Here is a 26,976-nt window from a genome sequence, read left to right as displayed (position 1 = left end):
AAGGTGGTGTTAGCTGGCGTTTTTTCTTCTGCCAGCTTACAGCACGGGCGACTTTGGAGACACGTGGTTTTCGTGGCTCCAAAGCGAGCGAGAAGACTGGTGTTTCTCCAGTCTGAAGCGTCCCCACAGCAGGCGGAATCCCTGGCAGCCGGAGTGCGCCCAGGTTAGACAAATTTAATGGCATGAATTAGCGACGAGGACTGCGAGCCTCGCCGCTTTTCTAATCTTATAGATAGGAAATTGGTTAACCTAATTAATGGATAACCCTGATAAGGGTCGCTTTTTGAAACGCTTTCATGTATGATAGGCAGTGAAAAATGGCCCGCAGATGATGAATCGTCTGAGGACCATTTGTAAATCATAGTGAAGGGCTAACCGGCGAAATGCGTTATGATTGATGTAACAGAATGAGGAGGCCGGTAGTCATGGATTTTATTGATTTAACGCCCATTGCATTGCGGCATACGCCACTGGGAACCCGATCGCAGTTGCCCAAGCAACACGATTGGCAATTGGATTGGCAGACGTTGGCCGCTTTGATTCGTGATAACCACGATGTCATGGCGGTCGTGCAGGCGGGATTGGCCGAGGACTGGTTGAATACGCAGGGAACGATTTGGGACGAGCAGCGGGGATATTACCGCTACCCGAATGATCCCCGCGAACCCGACGATACCGTCTTCTGGGCGGCCTCGACTTGGGCCACGCCCGCCATCTTAGTTACATTTCATAACGAGCTGACCCGGGCGTTCGCCTGTTATTGCGTTGGCCGTGATCCAGACTTCCACTATTTGGGTAGAAAGCCGTAACTCAGGTCACGTGAAAGGAGAACAATCATGAAGTTAGTCGACGGCCCCCACCTCACCCTGAGCGTTGAACGGACGCCACGTCGGGGAAAGTATGAGGCTGGCATCGGCCTAGCCGTCTTGTTAATGATTGCGGTTATTTTCGCTTTATTGTAAACAGCGTTGCATGAGGATAGAAGTTAGCAAAGGGAACGTCAATGCCGGGCAGGCGTTGGTGTTCCCTTTGTTGGAGATTGAGTTATGGTAGTTATTCCAGGCGAATCGGCCAAATACCAATTCGTCTCGGGGCAAGTATAACATTGTGAGCGTCATTTGAGCAGTATTTGGGCAAAGAAAGCGGTTAAATTCGCTGCTGCTTAAGGATGTGATTTCTGTTGTGAAACGCGTCTGACAGACCATTTGGTTGGCTAGCGCTGGTTGCGTAAAATTTTGGGGAAAAACTAAAAATTTCTGGCCACATTTTACGGAGTTAAGGGGTGGAACCTAAAAACTTCGGAATGGGTGGGGCCCATGGTTAATCTTGAGGTGATTGAAGGACTGGCGATTGCGCTTAAGAACATGTATGATGCTTTTAGCAATCAGCTTTACAGTCAGAATATTGATTTAAACCAATTAAAAAGTTTAAAACGCGTCAAATTGACGACGGATGATCCGGTTTGGAATAGGGTCAGTGCGATGATTGATAGCTACATGACGGGACTGAGTGAACTTGGTAACGAAAAATTGACGCAACTGCAAACAGTCTTTGATTTTCAGTATCGCATCAAGCTCCAGACAACTATTCTGTTAAAAATTAAGGTGAATATGGATAAACATCTGTATGTGGCTAAAGTTTTGAATGACTTTTTTGGTGCTCGTGTCGTTCTGACTGGCATAGAGGGACAACAATACCAATTGGATCAGCTTTTGCAGAATTTGAAAAGACAGGGTATCCTTTCCAGATACTATACTAGAAGTGATGGTCAATATCGTGCGACACATTGTTATTTTCAGACGGATAATCGCTACTTTCCTTGGGAACTTCAGATCTGGGATACTTTGCGTGAAAAACAGAATCAATTAGAACATATTCGTCATGAAAAAGAACGTCACAGATAGGGAAAGCTAGGTGAGACCGTGTACAAATATATACATTTTATTGTGATTGCCAAGTTTGGTGATCGTTCAGTCGCTTATGATTATGCCAGTGCTGACTATACTGATATTATTAAAGAGAAAAAAATATTTGATCGCAAAAGGCGTGTGCCAGGTTATTTGTACGGGATTCATTCGTTAAAAACCGCCCGTCCCGACTTCCAAGCCGTCCAAGAACGCGATCCCTATTTCAACGACTTCGAGGTCTTCGAAGATCTCGATGACTTCCTCGACGTCGTCTACCAGTTGGCGCTTCAAGCCAATGCCCTATAACCAAGAAAAGCAGTGCCCCCACCATCATCGTGGGGACACTGCTTTTTAATATGCCGTTTTAAAATTTATTGTTCGTTGCCTGCATCAGTTCGGCACCCTTGTTCACCAACAGGAAGCTCGACCCATTCTTGGTAAACTGAATCCCTTCGAATTCACGTTTGCCGCTGAAATTGGTGGCTTCAACTTGGCTGGCCTTTAACTTCCCTAACTTGGAAACGGGAAGGGAGGCGATACTGCTGTCGGAGACCAGGTACAGCCGGTTACGCTTGGCGTTGTAAGCCATAGACTGTGGCTTGGTCCCAGGACGGTTGCGCAGGCCCTGCATAACCAAGTGGAACTTGACGGACTTGCTGCCAATCTTCCCCTTGTAGATCTTGACCGCACCCTTTGGCGCCCAGCCACCGTTGGAGTAGGTGAAGAAGTAGGCGTTGCCGTGCTTATCAAAGGTCAGGTTGGATCCCATCGTGACGGTGCTCTTCAGCTTGAAGTTAATCTTCGTGATCGGCTTTAAGCTGCTGGTGCTGACCCGTTGGACGTTGGAGTTAACGGCGACGGGTTTACCGATGAACCAGAGTTGCCCGTTCTTGGGGTTCATGGCCAGGGATTGGCCGTGGCCCGTGTTGAACTTAGGCCCCACCTTGACATACTTCATGATCTGCTTGTCTTTGCTGGTCATCTTACCCACCGAGTGATCGTAGCTGGCCCGACGCAGGGCGTCCATGTGACTGGTGCTGATGCCAAATTTACTGCGGAGTTGGCCCAGGTTATATTTGACGATCCACCCCTGGTTACTGCCGCTGCTCTTCGTGATCAGTTCGTAGAGCGTCTTGCCATCCTTGGACAGGACCTCGGCCTGAGGATTGCCCCAGTCGGCGGACTTGTTGTAGGTGACGGGCAGAAAGACGTTGGACTTGAAGGTCGCGGTCTTGCCCTTCGTGCTGTGAATGCTGGTTGGCTTGGTCTGGAAGATGTTGCTGTAGCTGGACTTAAACGTGTACCGCTTAACGAATAAGTTCCGGTTCTTGACCGTCTTGTACTTCTTAACGTTGTAGCCGGCGAGGGCATTACCCCTCTGGTTGTACGTCTTGGCCTGTGCTAGGGTCGTGGTGCCACCCAAGAGCATGGCGGCTGCGGCGACTGTGGTTAACAAAAGTGCTTTTTTCATGAACCTAAATCTCCTCCTGAACGGGGTGGGCTGAGTGGTTGGCCGGTTGGTAGAGTTGTCGCCTCATATGTAACCGCTTACGATTAACGGTAAAACCAGCCGGTGATCGCCACGCAAGGCACCCCAAATTTGTCTCACATCATTATTTATACCACAAAACAATCACCCCGCCGCAACAAATTACCAAATTTATTTTGAACCCCAAAGTGAAAAAACGCGAGGTTTCCCGAAATAACGGCACGGACGACGGGGGCGCGCAAACCGGGCCTTTTTCGAAAATTGACGCGAAGGGGCGGACAAATTCCAGTAAAAACCCCGCCGATTCGCCAAATAATCCGCATTCGCCCTCGTCAGCGACTTTCGGTAGAGTGGGGGCTGACCATAGCGCTATGGATCACCACTTTTGAAGGGATGATTCTAAATGATGACCGACACTGCCGCCGCGTACCGTTTCTTGTACACCGGCGATCACGAAACGATTATTTACGCCGCACTCAAACGCCTGGGGATGCGCCCCCATCAGGACAGCTACGAGGACTATCTGCAGGAGGCGCGGGTGTGTTTTCCCAAGATCTACGCCGACTTCCCCGATGATCCGCTGGCCAAGCCGCACCAGTTCTTGGCATACGCTCAGAAGGCCTTGGTCTGGCAGCTGACCGATCAGATCCGCCGGGACCGCCGGCAGGATGTGCCACGCGAGGCTGGCGACCAGACGCCCTTGATTGAAGCGGTCGCCAGCGATGAGGACATCCTGGACGCGATCGGCCTCAAGGACTTTCGGACGTATCTGATTCAATTGATTGGCGGTGCCGGGACGACCGGCGAGTGGCGTTTTCTGGTGGGGACGCTGGTGGACCAGCTCACCCCGGAGGAGATTGCGACTAAATATGGCGTGGGGCGGGCCACCGTCTTTCGTTGGCGCCGGTCACTGTTGCGCCGCTTGGTCCACCATTTAGCCCCACCGGAAAGTTTTTTGGAATAAATTGAAAATAAGTGAGACTGATTTCCGATTTTTTTCGTTAGTAATAAGTGTAAGGGTTGGCCAACCACTTATAAAATCTCGCACCACGGAAGGAGCACCACCCATGCAAACAAATTGGAAGAAAACGACCATCACCTTTATCTTCGGCGACGCCCACGAAAAGCCCGTTAAGATCGTGCTTCAAAATGCGATCAACGCGCCGGCCGCGCAGCAAGTCGAAACGTTCGGTGGGTACCTCTCCGGTTTGACCGGTTTACCATTCCGCACCGCCGTCGTGTCCACACAAAGTGACGTTGCCTAACTACACTCCCGCAGAATAGAAAGGAAGTTCATCTATGAAGACTTTAGAATTGAGTTTTAAGGGTTCCGACAAACGCGTCAAGCACCTGCGCCTCAAGTACGTCAACACGGATCTCACGCCAACGGAGGTCGAAGCACTGATGAAGCAGATTGCCGACGCTAAGCTGTTCGCCAAGGGGGACGTTGACCTGTACGCCGAGCCCCTGCGTGCCGATGTGATTGAGACCACCAAGACGGCCTTGGTGGGTGGCCCGCAACCGGTCGCGCCGGTTCCCGCCCCCGCGGTCTAGGTCGCTAGGCACCCGTCGCTAAGGTTTGGTAACGCAACTCCGACTGGCCGCTGCCCTCTGTGTGAGGGTGGCGGTCGTTTGGGTACATAGTTCACCTCAGCCTAACTTGATGGCTAGCCTCGAGAACGCCTTGAATAGGTTTGAGACAGGAAATAAATGGGTGGGTTGACAAGTTGTAGGCTGATTCGATTGTTAGCCACAGAGGGATAAGATTAATTGAAAGATTTGGAAATAAAGGTTAAACTGTTACCCACAAGTAACGTTCTTAACGTGGAGGAGAATCTTTGAAAGATGACAGGTTTAAGGCGTCATTAGCCGTTGTCCGTCTCAGAGAGTTTTATCAACAGGGGAAGCTTCAGGTTGTTTTGAATCGTAAGTCGCGGTTATATTTGGATAGAACAGGGCGTTCTTATCGTGTGGTGGTTAAAGATGCGATTGAGTCATTAGAGGCCAGTCAGTATTTCCGAGGCCCCTCGCCAGTTCATCATCATGAGGATGAGCCCATGGCCGTCTATGAATTTTTGGTTATTTTGTATCAAGGAGAAATGTATATTAAATTTTATATTTCGGCGTTGGGAGCAGAGTTGCATTCGATTCATCCTGCCGAAAAGGCACCAGATCAGACGTTTTCAAAATTTAAGTGAGGCGATAAAATGACGAATAAGTATAAGATTGTTAAAACGATCGACATCGTCAGAACACTGACCGGTCAACCGGCCCATTTCACAGTCATTAGTCTAGACGAGGTGGTACAGGTTCGCCGGCGCGAGATTAAAATGACTCATGTATATTGGGTGCCGGAGGGTGAACGTTTAGATGATCCGGAAAATTATTTAGAGCCCATCGATGATCCGGATTTTAATTTACAGGCTGATTTTCGTGAGTATCGTCATCAGTTTGGGGTTTTGACGCCAATGGCAGTTCGGCAGATTCGGGAAAGTTATCAGTTGAGTTTGCGGCAGTTTGCCCTGATTTTGGGCATTAGTTACAGTACGTTGTCCGAAATTGAAAATGGCTTAGTCCTCCAGACGGACGAGCAGGAGAGCTTGTTCCGGCTATCGCAGAATGAACGGGCTTTCGCAGCGCTAGTGCAGGCCAAAAAAGCGATTATGTCGGTGAGCCAATACCAAAAGATTACGCAAAAAGTGGCGTTAGTATAAAAATAATCGTCGTTCGACTTGGCCAAGTTAGGGGCAAGTTGAGCGACGATCTTTTTATAAGCAGCAAGTCTAATAGCGAATAATATAATAGTCAGAGCGACACAGGTTAGCCCACGTGGGGATGTGCCAGCACCTTGTCCGGGTACTTCGCCGTCACGTAGGCGGTGATGGCCGCAATCATCTTGGCGGTCGAGGGTGCCTTGGCCTGTTCCGAGTTGACGACCAGACAGATGGTGCGGTAGAACTTGGTGTCAAAGGGGTAGACGTTGACATTGCCGCTGACCCGTTCGAGCGCGAGTTCGGGCAGAATGCCCATGCCCATACCGGCCTCGACCATGGCGAGGATCGACTGGTCATCGATGGAGAAGCGCAGCGCGTTGGGCCGAATCTGGTAGTGGTCCAGCGCCGCCTTGGTGTCCTTGTCGTAGTCGCCCCGTTGCAGGATGAAATTTTGATCGACCAGGTCGGCCGCGGTCACCGTCGTGCGGTTGGCGGGGATGAAGTCGGTAGGCGTGATGCAGTAGATCTCGTCCTTGACCAGCGGCAGGACGGTGAGCTTCTCGGAAACGGGTAGCGCGGAGAAGCCCAGATCCAGCCGTCCGGTCTTGACGGCCGAGGCGATGCTGCTGAAGTCGGCCTGTTCCACGTTGATGGCAATCTCGGGATAGTCTTGCTTGAACTGCCGAATGATTGGTGGCAGCCAGTTGATGCAGACGGACGAGAAGGCCCCCATGCGGACGGAGCCGGCGTTCATGCCGTTGATGTTTGCGGCGGCCTGCTGGAGCCGGTCCTCGGCGTTGATGATGGCCTGAATCAGGGGCAGGATGGTCTTGCCGTCTGGGGTCAGCTCGACGCCGGTCCGGTTACGGATGAAGAGGGGAAAGCCGAGTTCCTTCTCCAGTTGGTTGACCGAGTGGCTGATCGCTGAGGGCGTCACGTTCAGCGTTTGCGCGGCTCGGTAAAAGGTTTGTTCTTGAACAATGGTTTGAAAGACGCGATAGGCAAAGGGTAACATCGTGGCCACCTCCGATTGGTTAAGATGAATTACATTCATGCTATTTCTAGATAGTTGAAATAGTTTTTCTGTCAACGGTATTCTATCATACTCTGTGAGCAGTCGGAAGTGGTAATTGGCGGTTGGGACGGTGGTTGTAGGTAACGGTGAAGGGTGCCTCCGGCTGAACTTTACGGTGCATTACTTACCATTTCAAAGGGTTGCCGAATTGTTCCTTCCGTATTATCGGTGATCGTTGTCAGCGTAGTTTCCTATTCCCAGAAAGGTGTGATGATCATGCTCCAAGACTTATTGGCGCAACGTGCGAATCCCGATGTTCCCTCGGCTTTGAGTGGGCTGTTTCCGCAAGATACTGATCCACGGGCGCTGTCGTTTGCGGCGGGGAGTCCCCGTGAGGACCTCTTCCCGGTGGCGGCGATGCGGGCGGCCTTCGACACGGCGATTACGGAGAACGGCGCGCACCTCTTTCAGTATCAGACTGCCCAAGGAAATCCGGGGTTGCGGGCGAAGCTGGCGGCCCGGATTGGCAAATGGGGACAGGTGACGACCACCGCGGATAACGTGGTGTTGACGGTCGGTGGGCAACAGGCTATCGAGCTGGTAGCGAAGGCCGTGCTGAATGTGGGCGATGAGATTGCCGTGGAGGTGCCGACCTACGTGGGTGCGCTGGCAGCCTTTGACCTGTATCAGCCGACTTATCATGCGGTGCCGTTGCAGGCGGATGGCTTGGATCTCGACCGTCTGGAGGACACGCTGAAACGCCATCCACGGATTAAGCTGCTCTACACCGTGCCAGATTATCACAACCCGACCGGGATCACGATGAGCATCGCCAAGCGTCGGCAGCTGGTGGACTTGGCAAATCGCTACGACTTCATCATTTTGGAGGACTCGCCTTACCGTGATCTGGGCTATACCCACGTGCCGTTACCGGCGATTAAAAGTTTTGATACCGCGGGCCGGGTGGTCTTCGTGTCCAGCCTGTCGAAGATTCTGATGCCGGGGCTGCGGACGGGCTGGCTGGTGGCCGATGGGGACCTGCTGGCGGCGATTCTGCGGGTGCGGCTAGCGAGTGACCTGGAGACGGCTAACGTGGTGCACGCGGCGATTGACGCCTATCTGGAGGCTAATGATCTGGATGCCCACATCGACGCGCTGCGGGCCAATTACCGGGCCCAGTGCGCGGCGTTGGTGCAGGGTCTGACGGCGTATTTTCCGGATGAGGTGGGCTATACACGACCGGATGGCGGCTTCTTTGACTGGGTGACGCTGCCCGAGGAAGTGGACGCGGCGGCCTTGTTGACGCAAGCGGCGATTCCCCAGGCCCACGTGACCTACGTGCCGGGAACTAACTTCTACCCCAACCGCGACGTGCACAACGGCTTGCGGCTGTGCTTCACGGGACTGACGCCTCACGAGATTGACGTGGGGATGCAGCGACTGGGCGCCGTGGTGAAGCAGGCGGTGCGTGGGGCGCGGCCGGTGGTGTGATTTACAGGTAATGCAATCGCTGCTCTAACAAAGGGTGTGTTATAATCGCAACAGTGATTGATTGTTAGAAATTGATAGGCGCTTTTGGGGATCAATTCAATCTAAGTGAATTGATCCCTTTCAAGAGTTAGAGATGAGAGGAGGGCATGAGATTGCTAATTTATTTAAAAACTAGTCTTTTCGAGAGCCCAGCACAGGTGTTGGTGAATACAGTCAATACCGTTGGTGTCATGGGTAAAGGAATTGCCCTCGAATTTAAAAAAATGTATCCGCAAATGTTCACGGAATATCGGCGGCTCTGTGAGACTAAAAAATTAACCGTTGGTAAGCTTTGGCTTTATAAAACAGATAACAAGTGGGTTTTGAATTTCCCAACCAAGGAAAGTTGGCGCAATAAATCGAAGCTAACTTATATTGAAGCTGGTTTGAAAAAGTTTGTTGCTACCTATGAAGAGAAGAAAATTAAATCGATTGCCTTCCCGCAGCTTGGTGTTGGTAATGGTGGCTTAGATTGGGAGCGTGAAGTGCGTCCTTTGATGGAAAAGTATCTTCAGGACCTACCAATTAATGTCTACATTCATCTTTATGACGGCCAAACGAGCGAACCGGAGTTTAGTAATCCTGCAGAAATGAAGAAGTGGCTGGAGAAAGAACCGGCAATGTTGAGTGTGAATGAGTTTAAAGCCGAGTTTAAGCAACAGCAACCCGGGACGGTGTTTAGTGAAGATGGGCATCGCATTGAAATTCTGGATGAACAGCCGACTGATAGCCTTGATGACACTGCCGTAACGTTCATGTCAATTGAAAATGGTGAACAAATAAAATATGCGCTTTCGCAAGCGGATATGGCAGACTTTTGGACGCGCTTGCGACGTCAGGGTGTGGTTGTACCAACAGAGTTACCACAGTCACTACATCGCTATCATGATGAGGGACTATTTCGTTCTTTGGTTGCAAAGCTACCGTACATTAAGGTCTTACCGGCTGCATGGCAAGGGCAAGGGATGGAAGCCATTGTTCTGAATCAAAGCCAGTTGCCAATGGTGTCTGTGAAGAAACCTAATGCGACTTCACAGATGATTTCAGGAAGGAAACTGGGATAGTGAACTTTCAAGATGTGGTGAATGATTTAACTGCAGGCAGGCGGTCGACGGGACTGTCACCCTTTAAGCAAAAGATGTGGCCCCGATTTGCCTATCACTTTACAGATGTTGTAAACGCAGTTAGCGTGTTGCAGTCGCAGAAACTTTTCTCCAGAGAGTACGCACTTGAACATGGACTGATGAAGAATGATAATGCTAGTCGTGATGTGATTTCTCATACGGCTAACAATATCGAAAAGTATGTCCGTTTGTATTTTCGACCGCGAATACCTACACAATTTTACAATGAAGGATTCCAGGTGAAGCGTAAACAGCAGGCCTTACATGCTAATTGTCCGGTTCCTGTATTCTTTATATTTAAGCTCCCTGAGTTATTGGCGCGGCCAGATGTCCAATTTACAGATAGATCTTTGGCGTTGAAGCAAGTTGTTCCCCGTTATCACACGCCGCTAGAATTTAGTCAGCTTCCTTTTGAAGATATTTATCAAGAGGGGCCGTTAATTGGTTTGACAAGTGATCAGAAGAAGGTCATTACGGGACGAAAGCAGGCTGAGATTATTGTTCCTGAGAGTTTAGACTTGGATGACTTAAAAGTGATTTTGGTACGATCAGTTGCAGAGAAGGAAACGTTACTGAATCTGCTACATGATAAAGATGTGTATGCCTATGATCGTTTAATACGGCTTATACCTCAGCAAGAAGATTATTTCTTTATGGATAGAAACTTCGTTGAGAGTGTTGAGCTGCTGGATGACCGAATGCGAATATTCAGTAATGTTAATGAGGCGTATCCTAGTGATTGGTTCTCGTCACCTGAGAATGAAGGGTATGGTTTTGCGTTGAATAACGATGCAACACAGAATTATCTGAATATGACCACGAAAGTAATTTTGCCAGATGGAAGCTATTATCGTTGGCCCAATGCGAGTTTACGAGCATTGTTGCTGGATAAGATTGAGTTGACCTTACCGGAGTCGTTGGATCGGTACACGCTGGTGATCAATATTGATGATCACATTGCTTATAAGGGAATTTATGAACGGAAACTGGCGGATGCTGATATGCCATTTTAGAAGATTATTCAGCAGTTACTGAAAGAACTAGTTAGCCCTTGGTTGTTAGAGCTAGCTAGTTCTTTTAGTATAGGGGCAACTGTAAAGATTCAGGATAAGCCGAGTGGCATGGTTATGTGGATTCCTCTACATAGTTAAAAACCGTTCAGGGTGGCACACCGACCGTAACTTACCAGAATACCCCGCAGATGTTTACGTACATCTATGCTAAGGCGGGTGGAAATTCCGGCGGCACGGGGACTAGCGATTCGGCGGGGCCCGTGACGGTTCATTATCAAACCACCGCTGGAACCAAGCTGGCCGCTGATGAGGTGATCACGGGGTCACGCGGCACCGCATATCGGACGAAGGCAAAGACGATTGCGGGTTATGTCCTGCAGCGCGTGATTGGTAAGCCTACTGGGAAGTTGACGGCCGATGAGCAGACAGTGACCTACGTTTACGCAAAGGCAAAGGCTGCGGCATTCAAGTCGTTTAGGATCTATGGCAAGCAGGGACTGTACCGCTACGCGAAGCCAACGTTTAAGCGGAGTCAACGACTGGCCCACGTCAAATACTTGCCGCGGATACGCGCAAAAATATTCAGAGTGGTTGGCACGGCAACCTCTTCGCAAGGACGATTACGGTATCGGCTGGCCGATGGGAGTTATGTGACGGCCAGGGCCGACTATGTCGCGAACCTCTATTGGCAGGGCAAGCACTATCGCAAGCTGGTGGTGATAAATCCCAAGGGCACGTATGAATACCAGAAACCAATGTTCAAACGAAGCTATCGTGTCAAACTGTTGCATAAAAAGACCGTGGTTAAGGTCAAAAAAATGGTAAGACGCGGTGATATGACGCGCTACCAGTTGACGAATGGTCGCTATCTGACCGGGAATAAGCAGTGGGTGTCCGTTAAATAGATTGTATCCAAAAAAACTTGTGGTGGGCGTTGTGGGCCTGCCGCAAGCTTTTTGTGCTGATGGGACCGGATAGTCGTTGTGCTAAATGGTTTGGTCCTATACATAGGAAGAAACTAATATCAGGATGATTTATGATGCTGAGAGATAAAAGGTAAGCAGCGTGGACGGGAGTAATCAAAATACGAAGTGACCGCTTTGAAAAATGACGCTCCGCGGGATTGGCTAAAGGATGCGGCCAACCAACGATGATCACCCATGACAGATTGCGATGGAATCAGGATTCAAGCGTAAAATAAAAGCGCCAGCGAAAAGATTTCGCTGGCGCTTACCTTAAAGAAGTTAATCGTTTCCGTTCTCCGCGGAAGCGATCACTTTAAGGTAACTATTTCCAGTTGCCAAAAAGCATCACCCCCTTTCATTTAATGACCACAGTATGGACCCGCCACGGCAGAAAAGCAAGTGAATTGCCTTACCTTAAGTCTGCGTTAAATTTCAGCGAATCAAAATGGGGTAACAGAGGCTTAACAAATATCTTTCATAGCGGTTTCAACGTTTAAAGATCAAGGGTTTAAATGACAGAAGTATTACAAAACTCGTGATATTGTTTCATTCAAGCGACAAAAAGGAGTTAATCCTTGTTTATTAACGCTTATCCGGCTATAATCAATATCGTAGTTAGGGGATAGCTTGAACGGGTTAGCGAGTTATGGAAGAAATTTCTTAACAAAAACGCTAACTTCGGTTATACTATTCTTGCTTGATAAATTACATACATTATGTTTGGAGGAAGAAATTTATGCAATCAAGTTTAAAGAAATCACTTTACTTGGGCCTCGCTGCTTTGAGCTTTGCTGGCGTTGCTGCAGTATCAACTACTGCTAACGCTAAGTCATATGCTAAGGCCGGTGCCTACAGCACTTTGAAGTCAGACGCTACGACTCGTAACGTTGAAGCAACTGGTTCAAACGCTTTATACACTAAGCCAGGTACTGTTAAGGGTGCCAAGGTTGTTGCTTCTACTAAGACGATGAAGACTTTAGCTTCTTCAAAGAAGTCTGCTGACTACTTCCGTGCATACGGTGTTAAGACCACTAACCGTGGTTCAGTTTACTACCGTGTTGTATCAATGAACGGTAAGTACCGTGGTTACATCTACGGTGGTAAGGCTGACACTGCCTTTGCTGGTGGTATCAAGTCTGCTAACACTACTGTTGACAAGACTGCTACTGACGCAATGGTTGGCAAGACGGTTTACTTTAAGGCCCCTGGTACTGCTAATGTTACCTGGACTGCTCCTAAGTATACCCAATACAAGGCATCCAAGAATGTTGTTAACACTAAGCCATTCACTAAGGATACTTTGACTGTTACCAAGGCTGCTACTAAGACTCGTGAAGGCTCATTGTACTACTATGTACAAGATGCTACTCACCCATCTGTTAGTGGCTGGATCTACAGTGGTGCGGTTACTACTGATTCATCCAATGCCTTTGATGAAGTTACTGATGTAAAGGTTAACTTCGTAGGTGCTGATGGTAAGACTGTTACGTCTACTATCCTTCAGAACTTAGCTCCTGATGATACTACTATTGGTACTACTGCTAAGACTACTGGTACTGCTGTTGGTACTGCTGCTAAAAATGCATTTACTGCTGATGGTTCTACTGTTGCCTCTAAAGCATTGACTGGTACTGGTTACGCTTTAACTAGCCCATTATCAAATGCTAATCAAGCTGCGTTATTAGCTGCTAAGACTGGTGCTACTGTTAACTTGACTGTAACTAAGAATAACACGGTTACGACTCCATTATTCTTCAAGACTGCTAACAGTACTTCAACCTCTTCAGATTCTGAAACTTTGAGTCAATACACTACTGGGACTGCTAATGCAACTACTGTTGTGCTTCCTTCATTGAGTGCTGGTTTCAAGGGTATTGATGGTGCTAACTTCACCGGTGCTACTTTGGAAGCATTTGCTAAGGCAAATGGTCTTACTACCCTTTACACCCCTACTTACACTACTAGTGTTAATGGTAAGGATGTAAACACTTACGTTAAGTACACTTTGGCAAACGGCCAAGATGGCGTTTACGGTGCAAAGAGTGCTGCTACGTTGGTATACACTGCCAATGTTGTAACTGGTTCTACTTCACCTGCTGATGCATCTACTTCATCTTCTTCAAGTGATGGGAGTATCATCGGTTCTGTATCAACATCATCATCTTCATCATCATCTTCATCATCAGCTACTAGCGATGCTAATGCTGCTAGTGGTCAAACTGGAAGTTCAGAAGTTAAGTAATTTGAATTTTCTAATTGATTTGTAATAAAAAGGCGGCTCGTACGAGTCGCCTTTTTATTTACCGATTTATCTAAAAACTGAGAGGATTATTATCTTTTAGTTTAATAATTTGCAGCTCGAGGGGGACTTCCTTTGAAAAATAGTAAAATGTCTCACCATCTAATGTCACGTCGAATGATTCTGGCTCTTTCTTTTTCTATACCGATCGTTATTATGTCAGTCTATTTTGCATATCGACATATGGAACCATTTGGCTCTAATAGTTTATTAACTGTTGATTTGGGTCAACAGTATGTTGACTTCTTTTCATATTTTAGAAGGGCAATACTGCGCGATCCTAGTAGTATCTTTTTTTCCTTTTCAAATGGACTAGGAGGAGAGATGCTTGGAACTTGGGCGTACTATTTGTTAAGTCCGTTGAATTGGATTTTATTATTTTTTTCCGGAACGACATTAACTACAGGCATTTATTTTTTGACAGTGATTAAGTATGGATTAGGTGGTTTAGCGTTCTCATGGTTGCTAATTAAAGCTACAAAACAATCTGGATTAAACGCTGTCGCTTTTTCAACTATGTATGCTTTAATGGGGTGGTTCATAGCTAATCAGTTGAATATTATTTGGATGGATACAATTTATTTATTGCCTTTAGTTTTCTATGGATTGTATAGCATGTTACGTACAGGTAAGTGGCGTACATATGTAATTTGGTTAACGATTGCGCTTGTTGTGAATTATTACATGGCATTTATGATCTGTCTATTTATGGTATTGCAATTTATAGTTATTTCTGTTGATCAATATACCAATCGTCATGATCTTTTTTATAAAGTGAAACTCTTTTTAAAGACATCTATAGTATCAGCTCTTTTAGCCGCGTTTGTGCTATTGCCAACATGGTGGTCTCTATCCCAAAGTAAGGCACAATATACAGTGAAGTCAGTTCAATGGAAGTTTGAATATTTTCCGTTTAAAATGATTTCTAAGCTTTTTTCAGGAACTTTTACTTTTGCTCAAATGGAGAATGGGATGCCCAATCTTTTCATTGGTGCAATTGCATTGTTAGGGGCTTTGTTCTATTTCTTTGATAACCGCGTGAAAATTCGAACAAGGATAACAGCGGGATTTATAACATTTTTCTTGGCGCTTTCAATGTGCTATCAACCACTAGACTTATTGTGGCATGCGGGTCAATTTCCGGTATGGTACCCATATCGATTTTCATTTGTAGTTGGATTTTGGTTGATATGGCTTGCTTCACAGACGATAACGAAAGACTTTGAACCATCTTGGAAAGCGACATTACTAATTTTCTTAATTGTGTCTATTGGAATAGTTTATATAGGTTTGACCATAAAAGACTTTAAGTATTTGCAAATGTATCAAATTATTCTGGGGATCGTATTTTTGGTTTTAGCGTTCATTTTGATTTTATCACCCATTAAACATAAAGGTATTTATCCGGTCCTATTTTTGATAGTTGCGATTACGGATGTTTCCACGAATATGGTTATTTCACTTGATAACATAAACTATACTCCGCAAAGCGAATATAGCATGTATACCAATAGACTTCAGGTCTTAGTCAATAAAGTACAGAGACAAGATAAAGGTTTTTATCGTATTGGGAAAACTTTTTTGAGAACAAAAGGCGATGCATTTCAAACTGGATTTAATGGTGGTGGAGTGTTTACTTCAGTTTTACCTCAAAATATTCCAGCGTTTTATGGCCATATTGGGAGTGTGGATGGTGCAGGTTTTGTTGATTATACTAATGGTTCGCTACTAACCGATTCTTTGTTAAATATGAAGTACTTTTTCCATCAGAAAGTTATAAAATCGGGTGCGATTGATATTACCAATCCATTAAAAGCATCTGCCAATAAAGCAGACTTATCGGCTTATAGAATTATCGATCAAACTCAAAGCGTCGATATTTACAAAAATAGCTCGGCATTGCCTTTAGGCTATGTTGCTAACCGTCAAATTCTGAGTTTAAAAAACGGGTCACAAGATCCGACAAAATTTCAGGGGAACTGGTTGGCGGCTTTAACTGGGAATTCATTGAACAAACAAATTTTTTCTGTTCAGAACTTTAACAAAATAACGTTTGATAACGTTCAAAAGCAGTATAAAGTTACAGAGGCTGTGTTTAAAAAGGTAGATAATAGCAAGCCAGCATCATTTAGTTTGTATTTTAAACCTAAAACAAATGATTCTTATTATCTTACTTTAGGTGCCCAACTTAATGAGAAGACAGTATCTTTCCTTTTGAATGATAAACCATTGGCACAAAGTAATCCTTATCGTCATACTGTTTTGGTCAGTGTGGCAAATCACGCTAAAGGAAAGCTGCAAAAGTTAACGGTAAATTTACCGCAACCTTCGATACACCTTCAAAACTTTACATTGTATAGTTTAAATAGCTCGGAGCTAAAGACAGCTGTAGATCAACTGAAATCGCAACCGTGGAAAATTAAGAAACATACCAATCGTTTCTTAATTGGAGATGTTAATTCAACGCAAGCGGATCAAGTTCTCAATACGTCAATACCTTATTCTCAGGGGTGGACTGCGAAAATTAACGGTAAAAAAGTTAAAACCTACAAAACCGTAGATATGTTTACAGCTGTTAAACTGCCCAAGGGACAAAGCACGGTTTCATTTTCGTACTGGCCGCCTTTGTTAAATATTGGTGTTTTAGTTAGCTCAGTGACACTTCTAGGCTTAGTTGGTTATAGGTGGATCAATTATAAAAAGAAAAGTTAAGATTCTTTGTCAACGGGTGTTGATGAGGGAATTCGGAGAGGTTTAATTCACTTGCGAATTGAGCCTCTTTTCTGTACCCTGATTTTGAATTACGAATTTACTTTGAAGCTTATTAGGTGGAAAATAAGCATTGGCAAGTTGAAGTAAAAAAATTATTCGAATATCAAACTAATACAATAAGCAGTATAATTACGAGTAATATAGATAATAGGTGAGTAATCTAATTTAGGAGGTACGTCATGTATTTATCAGAGCTAAATTTATATAACTTTAGAAGATTTTCTGGTTCATATAAAAATAAGCAACCGGGATTAGTTGTTCATTTTCATAAAGGATTGAATATCATCATTGGTGAGAACGACTCTGGTAAAACTGCCATCATTGACGCTATTCGATTGATGCTGGGAGATGTAAGTGACGACTTCCAACGCATTACGGACGATGATTTTCATGCTACTAAATCGGGATTAGATGAAAACACTTTTCAAATTGAAGGAATCTTCTGCGACTTAAGTGAACGTGAAGCAGGAATATTCTTAGATTGGCTATCTTTTGATAAAAAAGGAAACTATGAGCTGCGGATAAGCTTATCTGTTGAAAAGAAGAAGAATGATAATGATCAGGTTTACCTTGATCATAAGATTGTTGCTGGAGAATCGAGTTCGTCGATGCCGTTAAGTGCTAGTGCACGTTCCTTCTTAAAGGTTACCTATTTGAAGCCTCTACGCAATGCAAACGATGAATTGACACCGGGTTTTCGTTCCCATTTACCTAAGATGTTGATGGCACATTCAACGTTCAGTAAAGATAACCAAAGCAAAAGCGAACTAGAAAGAATAATGAAGAGTGCAAATTTAGAGATTGAAAATTTTTTTGATGGAGATGCTAACGTATCTGATCAATCCAGTCATGCGTCATTAAACACAGAGCTCTCCAAAGTGTTATCACAGCTGTATGATCAACAGGATCAGTCTAAGAGTAAGGTGAGTCTGAAGCTTCCAGAAGCAACACTTTCTCAAATCCTGAATCAGTTGAGCTTAAATCCAGATAGTAGAAATCTTGGGCTTGGAAACATGAATCTTCTCTTTATTGCGACTGAGCTTGCTCTGTTAGATGATCATTTAACCCATACCGTGTATGGTCCCAACCTGATGTTGGTGGAAGAACTAGAGGCACATTTGCATGTGCAGGCACAAATTCGGTTAATAAAGTATATCGAAAAGTATATAGAATCACATCAGTCAAAGGCAAGCATGCAATTTATCCTGACTTCCCATAGTGTTTCTCTTACGGCTTCTGTCGATCAAAAATTACTTATCTATTTACATGATGGACAGGCCTATCCCATGGGACCATCTTATACGATGTTGAAGGAAGAAGACTACAGATTTTTGAACCGCTTTCTTGATGCCACTAAAGCCAATTTGTTTTTTGCAAAGGGCTTAATTTTTGTTGAAGGATATGCAGAAAATATTTTACTGCCGGTATTGGCAGATTTGATAGGTTATTCATTACATGAAAATGGCATATCAATCGTAAATGTTGGTGGCCGCAGTTTTGATAACTATGTCAAACTATTTTCTAGAAAAAATGGATCAATTCCAATTAATTTGCCAATCTCGATAGTAAGAGATTCTGATGTTAGGCCATACACTTACCGTATTAATCAGAATAATATTGATGGAATTAGAGAGTTGCTTACTTCTAACGATTTTAATAAGAATCGTATGGGGAATACCTACTCTACCTTCAATCAGCTTCAAAAGAGCCTTAAACTAAAATTTTCGAATGAAAACTTTAGCAAAATCTCACAAATAGCATACCAGCTTTTAGACGGAGACGAATTAGCTACTTCTCAAGGAAAAAAAGCGGAAAAACTTGAGAATGCTTACCATGATTTGAATGTTAAGCAACAAGTGTTCGTTTCCCCTGCTTGGACTCTAGAGTATTCGCTTTTAAAAAGTCCATTGGGGGATTTATTGCTACAATCAATTGCAGATGCAAAATTTAATCTTAAAGCAGATGCTGAAAATAAGAAGCGTGAGTTTATAGCTACGTCCCAGAGTGGTGATCTGATTCAAATATATAGTCAGTTTGAGCATAGTGATGTATCGAAAGCTGAGACTGCACAGTTTTTGGCTGAAAAATTGTATAATTTGGATGAAGAAAAAAGGAATAAGCTTAAAGTAGCGGTATTAGGCAATAGCTATTGTGCATATCTTGTCGACGCTATTAAATTTGCATGTGGTCGTGATGAAGATGATTGATAATTTAGAACAAGTAGAACGTGTTCTTTTACCACCAGGAAAACGGTTCTCTACTGAACAGACGCAGGTTATCGGCGCGGATGGGAACATAGATATTGTAGCTGGCCCAGGATCGGGGAAAACGACGGTTCTGGCAGCCAAACTAATTATGTTTTTATCGAAGCAACGACGAGGTGATAAAGGTATATGCTGCATCACTCACACCAACGTTGCCGTAGCTGAAATAAAGAAACGAATTGAGCAATCTGGCCTAGGGAATGTTGAGTACCCAAATTTTGTTGGGACTATTCAAAGATTTTTCGATCACTTCTTTGGGAGTAAGGCATTTGGGCTTTTATTTCCTCAAAAAGCATTACGGATACTGGACGGAGATCAGTATACTAATGTTTATGCTGAAAATTTTCTTCAACTGGCTCCTTCATGGTGGAAGAATAATGATTATGATGCGCCAGACTACAGGAGGCGAGAAGCGCGACTAGTAATTTCCGAAGATAAGAAGGCGTATTTTGTAAATAATGAGCATAAGAACTATGGACCAATTATTAATGAAGCCCTTGGAGCTTTGCTTAGTCGTGGAATTGTTAATAGTGAACAAATGACGGAGTTAGCTCGATGGTATATTTCTTTACACGGTAATTATCTGTCAACGGCAATGAGTGAACGGTTTGATTATTTATTATTAGATGAGGCTCAAGATACTAATGATATTCAATACAAAATTCTTATGGAGCTAACGAAAGGTAAGAATATACACTTTCAGAGATTTGGAGATCCATATCAAGCTCTATACACTATTTATGGGAGCGAGAGTGAGGATGCATGGAATCCTTTTACTGAAGAACAAGATAACATTGCTCAGATTAAAGAGATTTCTACGACCGCACGTTTTGGACCAGGTATTGCTGGTCTTGTTCGGGATGTTTGTTATGAGAAGTATCCTACTTTCCATTCAGATATTTCTCAGAAAACTTTTAATAATCGTTTTATTATTTTTGAAAGTGGAGATGACTTAAGAGAAAAATATCAACGACTTTTGAGACAATGTGAATCGGAGAATGATAGTTTCTTAAAATGTCCCAAGAAAGATAAAATTGTGGCGCCAATGTATAAAGATCTGGAAAAGTGGTTTAACGCTTATAAAAAGCCAACACATTCTCCCATAATCCACGTCCAGCCAGCTACAGATTTATTTTATTCTGTGTTACGCAAATTGGCATATGCTAATCGACGAACTATATCTGAGGAACATATGATTTTACAAGAGAATATGGAACTTGCTGAGTCAGTGGCCAAGAGTGTTAAGTGTTTATTTTCCAAAGATGAAACGCAAACAACATTGGAAGGGCTAATACATCCACTTTTGGAGAATGATGCTTGGATGACGAGTGCAGATGTAAGCAATGATTTGATTAAGGAAACTATGCATGTTGATGAATCTAATATGGAACTTTCTAATAGTATGGAATCAGAGATTATCTTGTCAACAATTCATGGGGTTAAAGGGGAAACACATCGTTCGACTCTTCTGCTAGTAGATTCGGAGGTTTACGGAGGAGAAAAAATTCATGAAAATTTTTTCTTCAAAGATCTTTTCCCATTTTTAATCGGAGAACGCAAGGTGTATGATACCGATCCTCATTCGAAACGTATTAAAGCCTGTTTAAAGTATGCATATGTGGCACTTAGTCGACCTGTTTTTTTGGCGGGAGTGGCTATTCCGAAGGGAAGTGTTACGTCGACTCAAAGAGAAAAGATGGTATCTTATGGGTGGAAAGAAGTAAAGTGATTTTTTGAGGGACGATGATAATTCTAGTGAATGATAACTGATAAATGCTGTGTGATGAAACAATCTGATCAGTTAGATTGGATCGCCTATGGAAAAAATATCTAAGGTCTGTCCCCAAAACATTTCAATAGAGGCATGATAGTGCAGATATACGTGGTAGCCAGAAAGCTGGTAGCTAGCTTATCGTAGCGGATGGCCAAGTGTCTAAACAAGGAGTTATCGATGATCAAGGCTTGGTTTCGTCTGGCTTCAGAGAAACGTTGAATATATTTAATCAGATGAATCACTAAAAGGACCACCAGACGTTGCCAGTTGGTTTGAGAATCATTCAAGCAATTGCGAGCGGGTCCGCGTGGAAGATTTAACAGAAATCGCGCGAAAAAGGGAATAGCATAAAAAATTGTTTATAATAGCCACTCAAACAGTACTGAATAGCCACTCAAACAGTACTGACACTGAGATTACCTTAGCTTTGAGAACATTATCATGTTGCAGAATAACAGGCAAGTGTATCAATTTACCAAAATGTTTAAAATAATAGTGAAAATCAGTGATGGAATTAGGTATATTAGACATGAGCATGGATTCTCTTTATATATTGGTTTTAGACGATTCAATTAAACTCCTGGAGTAATCCATGCCTTTTATTTAACCTTTTTAACTTCTAACCTTTGGGTGGTTTAGCTAAAATTTCGGTAAAGCTCGTAAGTTCAGGCTACTTTCTCACCGTTTCCTGGTATACTGAAAAGTGTTGTGAAGCTTTCAACAACAAATTTGTTTCATCGGAGGAGAACAAAAGATGCAAAAAAGTTTGAAGAACTCACTGTACTTAGGTTTAGCAGTGTTGAGCTTAGGGGCCGTTGCTACGGTTAACACCACGGCAAGTGCCGCATCCAAGGCCAAGGTAATGTCTGACGTTACTTTAAAGACGCCAGCAGAATCACGGAATGTTGAAGCAACGGGGACGAATGCTTTATACAGCAAGCCAGGGACTGTTAAGGGTGCCAAGCGCGTGGCTTCTAAGTCAACGATGAAGAAGATGGCGAACTCCAAGAAGTCCGCTGATTACTTCCGTGCTTACCGTGTAGCCAAGACCAACAAGGGCCTGGTTTACTACAAGGTTGTTTCTATGAACGGTAAGTACCGTGGCTACATCTACGGTGGTCGGAGCACGAAGAACTTTGCAAAGGGGATCCAATCCGCTGACACGACGCAAAAAGCAACGATGCCAACGAAGACGACCGGTTACCACTTGGCTAACGCTAAGAAGAACGGTCTCTGGACGGCACCTAAGAACACCCAATACAAGGCTAAGAGTGTTAGTCTGTACGGTGCTGGCTCTAAGGACACCTTTACGGTATCTAACGCCGAAACTAAGACGCGTGAAGGTAGCTTGTACTACTATGTAACCGATGACCAAGACAACTCAATTGCCGGCTGGATTTATGCAGGTAAGGGCTACAATGCTTCTGCTACGACCCAAAGTCTGGGTGGTTTGGCAATGAAGGCTACTGATGCTAAGGCTACGGTTGACAACAGTGTGACGATCAACTACGTGGGTGCTAATGGGAACTCTGTTGGGACTTCTACGTTTGTGACGGCTGCTAAGAACACGAAGCAAAATGACAAGGTTGGTGCTGCAACTAACGCGGCTGGTGACACGCTGGCTAAGTTCGTTAACGATAGTGCTAACACGCCAGCAGGTTACAAGCTGGACACACCAGCAACGGATGCTAGCGTTTCTTCAGCTGTTTACGGTGGTACTGTGACGGTTAGTGTTTACAAGTCTGCTACGTCTACGATTGCTTTCTACGCGCCATCAACTGATGGTTTGACGGCGGGAACACAGTTGAATGTTAATGATTTCTCTAATGGGAAGCCAGCATTAAGCACAGATAAAGTTGCGAAGTTAACTGGTCCGGCTGACACGCCATTCGCAACTTCAATTATTGATCACTTCTTTAGCCCAATTAATTCTAAGCTGTTGAAGGCTACTTCTGATATGACGTTTACGAATACGGGTGACAATGCTAAGCCTACGACGATTAAGAAAGGTGATAGTTACTACATTACCTACACTTACAATGCAGCTAAGACTGCAACAGCCAATGCTAATATTAAGTATGGCGATACTATTCGTGCCGTCTTTGACCAACAAGTGACTGTAAACAACACAGTGCCTAGTGATACTAGCAACGGGACGACTAACTACTAGAATCTTAGTTAATTTATAGATGTTTTGGAGGGCCTCGGATCTTTGATCTGGGGTCCTTTTTGTCAAAAAAGCATTTAGATGCCGACGAGATTTGTCGGAACCTAAATGCTGAATTTTAATAAACCGTTGCGGGTTTAACTGTAACTGTTTTACGTACATGCGTCTTGTGATGACTGTATACCAAGGCCGTCTTGGAGCTACTTGGTACGTTCGTGTATTGTAACAAAACCTTTTGCTTCTTGCCGTTGAACTTCATGGTTTTAACTTTATAGTTGGTTGCGGATAAGTATCTAGCCGTTACAAATGATGTCCAACCGTTCTTCATCTGAAATAGGCGGAAGCCCTTTTCATAGTTACCTTTGAACTTAAAGACCTGAGTCTGTTTGAAGCCCTTATGTAAGTAAGGAACACCATAGTACTCAAGTTTACCAACGTTATCGGCAGAGAACTGATAGGCCGATTTTGAAATCTTAACGTGTTGATATTTTTTAGCAGTCTTATTATACGCGTACCAGTTACCTGTCAATGCGCTGGGAACCTTATGAATCTTGGTTAAAGTTGAAGCTGACGCGGATGTACCGGTTGAGACCGTGACACCGCCGATACCCAAGCCAGCCAACAGGGCGGCAGACAAGATAAGCTTTTTCTTAGTCTTCATGGCGAATAACCTCTTTCAGTTTAGTTAAGATACAGCTTAATTTTATACTTGAACAGTTAATTTATCAATATAAAGAACATTTATGATGGGGAGTAGACGGATCAGATGGTCTATGCGAAGGCCAATGATTATTCTAGTGGGAGGATAACAGTAGTTTTCAGTTTGCCTGTTTTCTAATTACCCAACTTTAGTTTCGACTTGCGCGAAAATACAGATCTAATTCATAACATCTTTCCCAACTTAAAGGTGGTAAACTAGGCCATAGTACTTAATGATTTGTGGGTTTAATACTTAGAACGGAGGAGTATTTATGCGGAATACAATGTTAAAGATGGCAGTTGGAGCGGTCAGTCTCAGCTTGGGGCTAGTTGCCTTACCGCAAATCGCCCAAGCCAGCAAAACGGTGACGACAGTTCCTACAGCATTACGCGGAACGTGGTATCAACGTGAGAGCGGTTGGACGTATAAGTATGTATTTAATAAAAAATCGGTGAAGATGACGTCTACCTTCAAAGGAAAATCCATGGGGACCATCAAGACTAAGTTGACGAAAAACTTGAAGTATACAACACAACCTAAAACGGTGTTATTACAGAAGCAAGGCCATGGCTGGTATGGAATGAGTCTTAATAATGCTAATGGTATTACCGAAATGAAGCGTGCAACTTATAAGATTAAGGGGAAAAAGTATCAGTCACTTTACTTACAGAGTATGAGTGGAGCTAGTATGACGCCAAAGAAGATGAAAGTGGGGGTCGCTTTCCACAAGAACTTTAATCACGTCTACACGCGAAGTGTTTCAACCAAGGGAATGTTGAAGTAATAACATCACTACCATGATAGTAATATCAGGCGCAAAAGGGATGCTCTCATCACGAGGGCATCCCTTTACATTACCGTATTATTTAACTTTCACCACATGATTCCTAACCACCCATGCCTGATGACCGGCACGATCCTTGATTTGGTAATGATAGCTGATCTTGCCCTTGGACTTAACCTTGGCAAGTTTGATCAGTTTCCATTTCTTCACGGATTTTTTAGGGGCATGGCCCTTTAACTTTTGTAGGTAGGCGTCTTTGAATAGCTTCTTATTCGCCTTTACACGATAAGTGAACTTCGTATTGAGTTTCTTGGTTGAAATAATCTTAGTCTTGGGCTGCTTCTTGTGAGGCTTAGCCGGTTTAGACGGCTTAGTTGGTTTACTTGGTTTTTCGGGTTGACTAGGTTGTGTAGGTTCAGGAGTTGGTGCCGGCGTCGGGGTGCTTGGAACGACAGGAGCAGCCGGCTTGCTAGGGGCTGGGTACGGCGTCTGAGCATCGTCCGCGGACACCAGATATTGTGACCGCAATTGGGCTTGCTGTGCCGGTGTGAATTGCAAGAGATCCGTGATGTACTTGTCCATAGAACCATAGCGGGCCAGAATCTCACGGTAATATTCCATAATCCAAGCCCGTTCAACGCGACGGCCCGTTTGGTTGGACTGCATGTAGTCGTTAATAATGGTCTTTCGATCCATCCCCAAGATCGTCATAATCAGGACGGTGCCGATCCCAGTCCGATCCTTACCGGAGCTACAGTGATAGAGGGTAGCGTTGGGATTAGTCAGCAGCATGTTCAAAAATTGATGATAACCCGTCACAGCGTGGTAGCCGAATTCCAGCTGCCAGTTGTAGAACTCACCATCGCCCTTACCGTTGGTGTCGGCGAGGCTTCCCAGAACCGAAATGGACGTTAACGATGCGCCAGGGATGGCTTTGTCGGGTTGCTTGGCTTGTTGCCCAGGCGTCCGGAGATCAATGATGGAGGTGACGTGATGGTCCTTGGACAACGTTGTCGCGTCACTAGCAGTCAGTGTGCTTAAATTATCAGAACGGAAAATCCGGTTTGGACGAATTTTCCACTTACCATCGGACGTTTTGTACCCGCCAATATCCCGGGTGTTCTTGGTACCTGAAAGAGGAATCAGCGTGTCTTTGACGTCGCCATACTGCGCGACTTGGTCGGCTAAGTATGCGGGATATTCTGGCGAACCAGGTTTGGGCTGGGTAACGGTCGGGGCCGCAGTCTGCGTCGTTGGGGTAGTCTCTGGTGTGGTAGCGGTCGTTGCGGCTAGGGCGCTGGATGTTCCCAGGCCACTTAAAGACAGGGCCACCCAGGCGAGACTTAGTGATTTGACGATCGTTGCGCGTTGCATATGATTCCTCCTGTGTTGTTTTTACTTGATGACAAGAACAGAGTATAGCAGGGGAATGTTACAATATTGTAGATTTTATGTATAAACACGGTAAAAGTTTGTGAAAAGATGAATTAGTTGTTGGGGTTAGATATTAGAACTTTTATAACTCGGCAGGGTGAAATGGTCGTTCACGTTATCAGCGTTTGGTGGCTTTTTTTAGGGAGCAATGTGTTTTCAGTTAACCTGATAGTCCTGAGGGCGTGCGATCGGGCACGGCTTATCTGTGCCCATTAGCTATAACTTTATTTGTAAGCCAACATCCACCACTAAACCGGCCAAATTCGGTATAGTAATGAAGACGTTGAAAATACGATCTGGTTTTCAGAACCTCACTGAATGGATGTAAACAGTCAGTGACTTGGTTTTCGGAAGGGGAGTCGGCGACATGGTTAAAGTGGTTGCAAAGGTGAGTCACCCGGATATTACGGGGGCGCCCGTCGAATTTAAAGTGATTGAAGTAGAAGAACGGCTCACGATTTTTAGTGAGCCCATTGCCAACACGCATCGTTACTGGGTGCCAGCTGCCGCTGATGTTGACGATGAAGAGGAGTACCTGGAACCGGTGGATGATCCCGATTACAATTTCCGGACGGATTTTGCCATTTACCGGCGGAAATACAATTTTTTCCAGCCCGAAGAGATTCGCTCTGCCCGGCAGCATCTCGGCCTGTCACAAGCCGAGACCGCGGTCGTTCTGGGCGTGGACGAGAGCCTACTGGCCGACATCGAAGCCAACATGGCCCTGCAACCCTACGACCAGGAGGTCAAGCTCCGTTGGTTGCTGTCTCCCATCGCGCTACAGGACTTTGCCCGCAGTCATCAAGAGATTCTTCGCGAACGGTGCCGTCAGGCTGAGATGGACGCTGAGGGCCTACTCACGAAGCTGGCAAACTATGAGGGCCGGCCCCATCTTTAGGCAAAATTACATAAGGCTAGTGAGAACTCATCGATTGTCTTGACCCGCAATCGGTGAGTTCTTGCTGTCTATTAGTGGGGACACTTTTAATTAAATTATCAGTAATTAGTTAAATAGTTTGGTATAC

General features: G+C 44.9%; 24 protein-coding genes. 20 read left to right on the top strand and 4 right to left on the bottom strand.

Features of this window, described 5'->3' with window-relative positions:
• The first annotated feature begins 425 nt into the window (after positions 1-425).
• From FD28_RS06910 to FD28_RS13425, 4 genes are all read left to right on the top strand, one after another.
• On the top strand, positions 426-809 hold the full coding sequence (locus FD28_RS06910) for a hypothetical protein (RefSeq protein WP_057733953.1): 384 nt from the start codon (positions 426-428) through the stop codon (positions 807-809).
• A 27-nt stretch (positions 810-836) separates the two neighbouring features.
• Positions 837-962, top strand: coding sequence for a hypothetical protein (locus FD28_RS13520; protein WP_268888933.1), 126 nt, complete (start codon positions 837-839; stop codon positions 960-962).
• 354 nt (positions 963-1,316) lie between these two features.
• A complete protein-coding gene (locus FD28_RS06905) occupies positions 1,317-1,904 on the top strand; it encodes a hypothetical protein (protein ID WP_057733951.1) in 588 nt (195 codons plus the stop codon).
• Positions 1,905-2,048: 144 nt separating this feature from the next.
• Positions 2,049-2,213: a hypothetical protein gene (locus FD28_RS13425; protein ID WP_235806866.1), complete on the top strand. Its 165-nt coding sequence runs from the start codon at positions 2,049-2,051 to the stop codon at positions 2,211-2,213.
• Positions 2,214-2,271: 58 nt separating this feature from the next.
• On the opposite strand, the gene FD28_RS06895 is transcribed toward FD28_RS13425, so the two are convergent.
• Positions 2,272-3,378, bottom strand: coding sequence for a hypothetical protein (locus tag FD28_RS06895; protein ID WP_057733948.1), 1,107 nt, complete (start codon positions 3,376-3,378; stop codon positions 2,272-2,274).
• Between the two features lie 421 nt (positions 3,379-3,799).
• Between FD28_RS06895 and FD28_RS06890 the strand changes: the two genes are divergently transcribed.
• The 5 genes from FD28_RS06890 to FD28_RS06870 all read left to right on the top strand — a co-directional run bounded on the left by FD28_RS06890 (position 3,800) and on the right by FD28_RS06870 (position 6,110).
• A complete protein-coding gene (locus tag FD28_RS06890) occupies positions 3,800-4,360 on the top strand; it encodes an RNA polymerase sigma factor (protein ID WP_057733946.1) in 561 nt (186 codons plus the stop codon).
• Between the two features lie 103 nt (positions 4,361-4,463).
• Positions 4,464-4,661 carry a hypothetical protein gene (locus FD28_RS06885; protein ID WP_057733944.1) on the top strand — a complete coding sequence of 66 codons (198 nt, stop codon included), beginning with the start codon at positions 4,464-4,466 and terminating at the stop codon, positions 4,659-4,661.
• A 34-nt stretch (positions 4,662-4,695) separates the two neighbouring features.
• On the top strand, positions 4,696-4,950 hold the full coding sequence (locus FD28_RS06880) for a DUF2922 domain-containing protein (protein WP_057733942.1): 255 nt from the start codon (positions 4,696-4,698) through the stop codon (positions 4,948-4,950).
• Positions 4,951-5,234: 284 nt separating this feature from the next.
• Positions 5,235-5,594: a hypothetical protein gene (locus FD28_RS06875; RefSeq protein WP_057733941.1), complete on the top strand. Its 360-nt coding sequence runs from the start codon at positions 5,235-5,237 to the stop codon at positions 5,592-5,594.
• 9 nt (positions 5,595-5,603) lie between these two features.
• On the top strand, positions 5,604-6,110 hold the full coding sequence (locus FD28_RS06870) for a helix-turn-helix domain-containing protein (protein WP_057733938.1): 507 nt from the start codon (positions 5,604-5,606) through the stop codon (positions 6,108-6,110).
• Between the two features lie 106 nt (positions 6,111-6,216).
• On the opposite strand, the gene FD28_RS06865 is transcribed toward FD28_RS06870, so the two are convergent.
• Entirely contained in the window at positions 6,217-7,125 is a 909-nt protein-coding gene (locus FD28_RS06865; protein WP_057733935.1) for a LysR family transcriptional regulator, read from the bottom strand.
• A 276-nt stretch (positions 7,126-7,401) separates the two neighbouring features.
• On the opposite strand from FD28_RS06865, the gene FD28_RS06860 reads away from it, so the two are divergent.
• The 9 genes from FD28_RS06860 (at position 7,402) to FD28_RS06820 (ending at position 23,036) form a co-directional block, all read left to right on the top strand.
• Positions 7,402-8,616: an aminotransferase-like domain-containing protein gene (locus FD28_RS06860; RefSeq protein WP_057734262.1), complete on the top strand. Its 1,215-nt coding sequence runs from the start codon at positions 7,402-7,404 to the stop codon at positions 8,614-8,616.
• A gap of 152 nt (positions 8,617-8,768) precedes the next feature.
• Complete coding sequence (locus FD28_RS06855; protein ID WP_057733933.1) at positions 8,769-9,719, top strand: macro domain-containing protein; 951 nt, start codon at positions 8,769-8,771, stop codon at positions 9,717-9,719.
• Entirely contained in the window at positions 9,719-10,792 is a 1,074-nt protein-coding gene (locus FD28_RS06850) for a DarT ssDNA thymidine ADP-ribosyltransferase family protein (RefSeq protein ID WP_057733931.1), read from the top strand. Before FD28_RS06855 ends, FD28_RS06850 begins: the two co-directional genes overlap by 1 nt.
• 188 nt (positions 10,793-10,980) lie before the next feature.
• Entirely contained in the window at positions 10,981-11,697 is a 717-nt protein-coding gene (locus FD28_RS06845; RefSeq protein ID WP_057733930.1) for a MucBP domain-containing protein, read from the top strand.
• Positions 11,698-12,493: 796 nt separating this feature from the next.
• Positions 12,494-13,999 carry a hypothetical protein gene (locus tag FD28_RS06840; protein ID WP_191982162.1) on the top strand — a complete coding sequence of 502 codons (1,506 nt, stop codon included), beginning with the start codon at positions 12,494-12,496 and terminating at the stop codon, positions 13,997-13,999.
• A gap of 132 nt (positions 14,000-14,131) precedes the next feature.
• Positions 14,132-16,768, top strand: a complete 2,637-nt coding sequence (locus FD28_RS06835) for a YfhO family protein (protein ID WP_235806865.1) — start codon at positions 14,132-14,134, stop codon at positions 16,766-16,768.
• Between the two features lie 239 nt (positions 16,769-17,007).
• On the top strand, positions 17,008-19,035 hold the full coding sequence (locus FD28_RS06830) for an ATP-dependent nuclease (protein WP_057733928.1): 2,028 nt from the start codon (positions 17,008-17,010) through the stop codon (positions 19,033-19,035).
• Entirely contained in the window at positions 19,022-20,821 is a 1,800-nt protein-coding gene (locus FD28_RS06825) for a UvrD-helicase domain-containing protein (protein ID WP_057733925.1), read from the top strand. The genes FD28_RS06830 and FD28_RS06825 overlap by 14 nt, the downstream gene beginning before the upstream one ends.
• Before the next feature lie 799 nt (positions 20,822-21,620).
• Entirely contained in the window at positions 21,621-23,036 is a 1,416-nt protein-coding gene (locus tag FD28_RS06820) for a hypothetical protein (RefSeq protein WP_057733923.1), read from the top strand.
• A gap of 115 nt (positions 23,037-23,151) precedes the next feature.
• On the opposite strand, the gene FD28_RS06815 is transcribed toward FD28_RS06820, so the two are convergent.
• Complete coding sequence (locus tag FD28_RS06815; RefSeq protein WP_057733921.1) at positions 23,152-23,694, bottom strand: hypothetical protein; 543 nt, start codon at positions 23,692-23,694, stop codon at positions 23,152-23,154.
• 310 nt (positions 23,695-24,004) lie between these two features.
• On the opposite strand from FD28_RS06815, the gene FD28_RS06810 reads away from it, so the two are divergent.
• The gene (locus tag FD28_RS06810; RefSeq protein WP_057733919.1) at positions 24,005-24,517 is read left to right on the top strand and encodes a hypothetical protein; all 513 of its coding nucleotides are present in this window, start codon (positions 24,005-24,007) and stop codon (positions 24,515-24,517) included.
• A 78-nt stretch (positions 24,518-24,595) separates the two neighbouring features.
• On the opposite strand, the gene FD28_RS06805 is transcribed toward FD28_RS06810, so the two are convergent.
• Positions 24,596-25,891 carry a tyrosine-protein phosphatase gene (locus tag FD28_RS06805; protein WP_057733917.1) on the bottom strand — a complete coding sequence of 432 codons (1,296 nt, stop codon included), beginning with the start codon at positions 25,889-25,891 and terminating at the stop codon, positions 24,596-24,598.
• Between the two features lie 427 nt (positions 25,892-26,318).
• Here FD28_RS06805 and FD28_RS06800 point away from each other — a divergent pair, with 427 nt between their 5' ends.
• Complete coding sequence (locus FD28_RS06800) at positions 26,319-26,849, top strand: helix-turn-helix domain-containing protein (protein WP_057733915.1); 531 nt, start codon at positions 26,319-26,321, stop codon at positions 26,847-26,849.
• Positions 26,850-26,976 lie beyond the last annotated feature (127 nt).

The organism is Levilactobacillus hammesii DSM 16381 (assembly GCF_001434395.1).
Lineage (GTDB): Bacteria > Bacillota > Bacilli > Lactobacillales > Lactobacillaceae > Levilactobacillus > Levilactobacillus hammesii.
This window is presented reverse-complemented; position numbering and strand designations above follow the sequence as displayed.

Excerpts from the sequence above, each read along its gene's own strand:
- FD28_RS06910 (WP_057733953.1), top strand. The coding sequence starts at position 426 with ATGGATTTTATTGATTTAACGCCCATTGCATTGCGGCATACGCCACTG.
- FD28_RS13520 (WP_268888933.1), top strand. The coding sequence starts at position 837 with ATGAAGTTAGTCGACGGCCCCCACCTCACCCTGAGCGTTGAACGGACG.
- FD28_RS06905 (WP_057733951.1), top strand. The coding sequence starts at position 1,317 with ATGGTTAATCTTGAGGTGATTGAAGGACTGGCGATTGCGCTTAAGAAC.
- FD28_RS06895 (WP_057733948.1), bottom strand. The coding sequence starts at position 3,378 with ATGAAAAAAGCACTTTTGTTAACCACAGTCGCCGCAGCCGCCATGCTC.
- FD28_RS06890 (WP_057733946.1), top strand. The coding sequence starts at position 3,800 with ATGATGACCGACACTGCCGCCGCGTACCGTTTCTTGTACACCGGCGAT.
- FD28_RS06885 (WP_057733944.1), top strand. The coding sequence starts at position 4,464 with ATGCAAACAAATTGGAAGAAAACGACCATCACCTTTATCTTCGGCGAC.
- FD28_RS06880 (WP_057733942.1), top strand. The coding sequence starts at position 4,696 with ATGAAGACTTTAGAATTGAGTTTTAAGGGTTCCGACAAACGCGTCAAG.
- FD28_RS06870 (WP_057733938.1), top strand. The coding sequence starts at position 5,604 with ATGACGAATAAGTATAAGATTGTTAAAACGATCGACATCGTCAGAACA.
- FD28_RS06865 (WP_057733935.1), bottom strand. The coding sequence starts at position 7,125 with ATGTTACCCTTTGCCTATCGCGTCTTTCAAACCATTGTTCAAGAACAA.
- FD28_RS06860 (WP_057734262.1), top strand. The coding sequence starts at position 7,402 with ATGCTCCAAGACTTATTGGCGCAACGTGCGAATCCCGATGTTCCCTCG.
- FD28_RS06845 (WP_057733930.1), top strand. The coding sequence starts at position 10,981 with ATGTTTACGTACATCTATGCTAAGGCGGGTGGAAATTCCGGCGGCACG.
- FD28_RS06840 (WP_191982162.1), top strand. The coding sequence starts at position 12,494 with ATGCAATCAAGTTTAAAGAAATCACTTTACTTGGGCCTCGCTGCTTTG.
- FD28_RS06830 (WP_057733928.1), top strand. The coding sequence starts at position 17,008 with ATGTATTTATCAGAGCTAAATTTATATAACTTTAGAAGATTTTCTGGT.
- FD28_RS06825 (WP_057733925.1), top strand. The coding sequence starts at position 19,022 with ATGAAGATGATTGATAATTTAGAACAAGTAGAACGTGTTCTTTTACCA.
- FD28_RS06820 (WP_057733923.1), top strand. The coding sequence starts at position 21,621 with ATGCAAAAAAGTTTGAAGAACTCACTGTACTTAGGTTTAGCAGTGTTG.
- FD28_RS06815 (WP_057733921.1), bottom strand. The coding sequence starts at position 23,694 with ATGAAGACTAAGAAAAAGCTTATCTTGTCTGCCGCCCTGTTGGCTGGC.
- FD28_RS06810 (WP_057733919.1), top strand. The coding sequence starts at position 24,005 with ATGCGGAATACAATGTTAAAGATGGCAGTTGGAGCGGTCAGTCTCAGC.
- FD28_RS06805 (WP_057733917.1), bottom strand. The coding sequence starts at position 25,891 with ATGCAACGCGCAACGATCGTCAAATCACTAAGTCTCGCCTGGGTGGCC.
- FD28_RS06800 (WP_057733915.1), top strand. The coding sequence starts at position 26,319 with ATGGTTAAAGTGGTTGCAAAGGTGAGTCACCCGGATATTACGGGGGCG.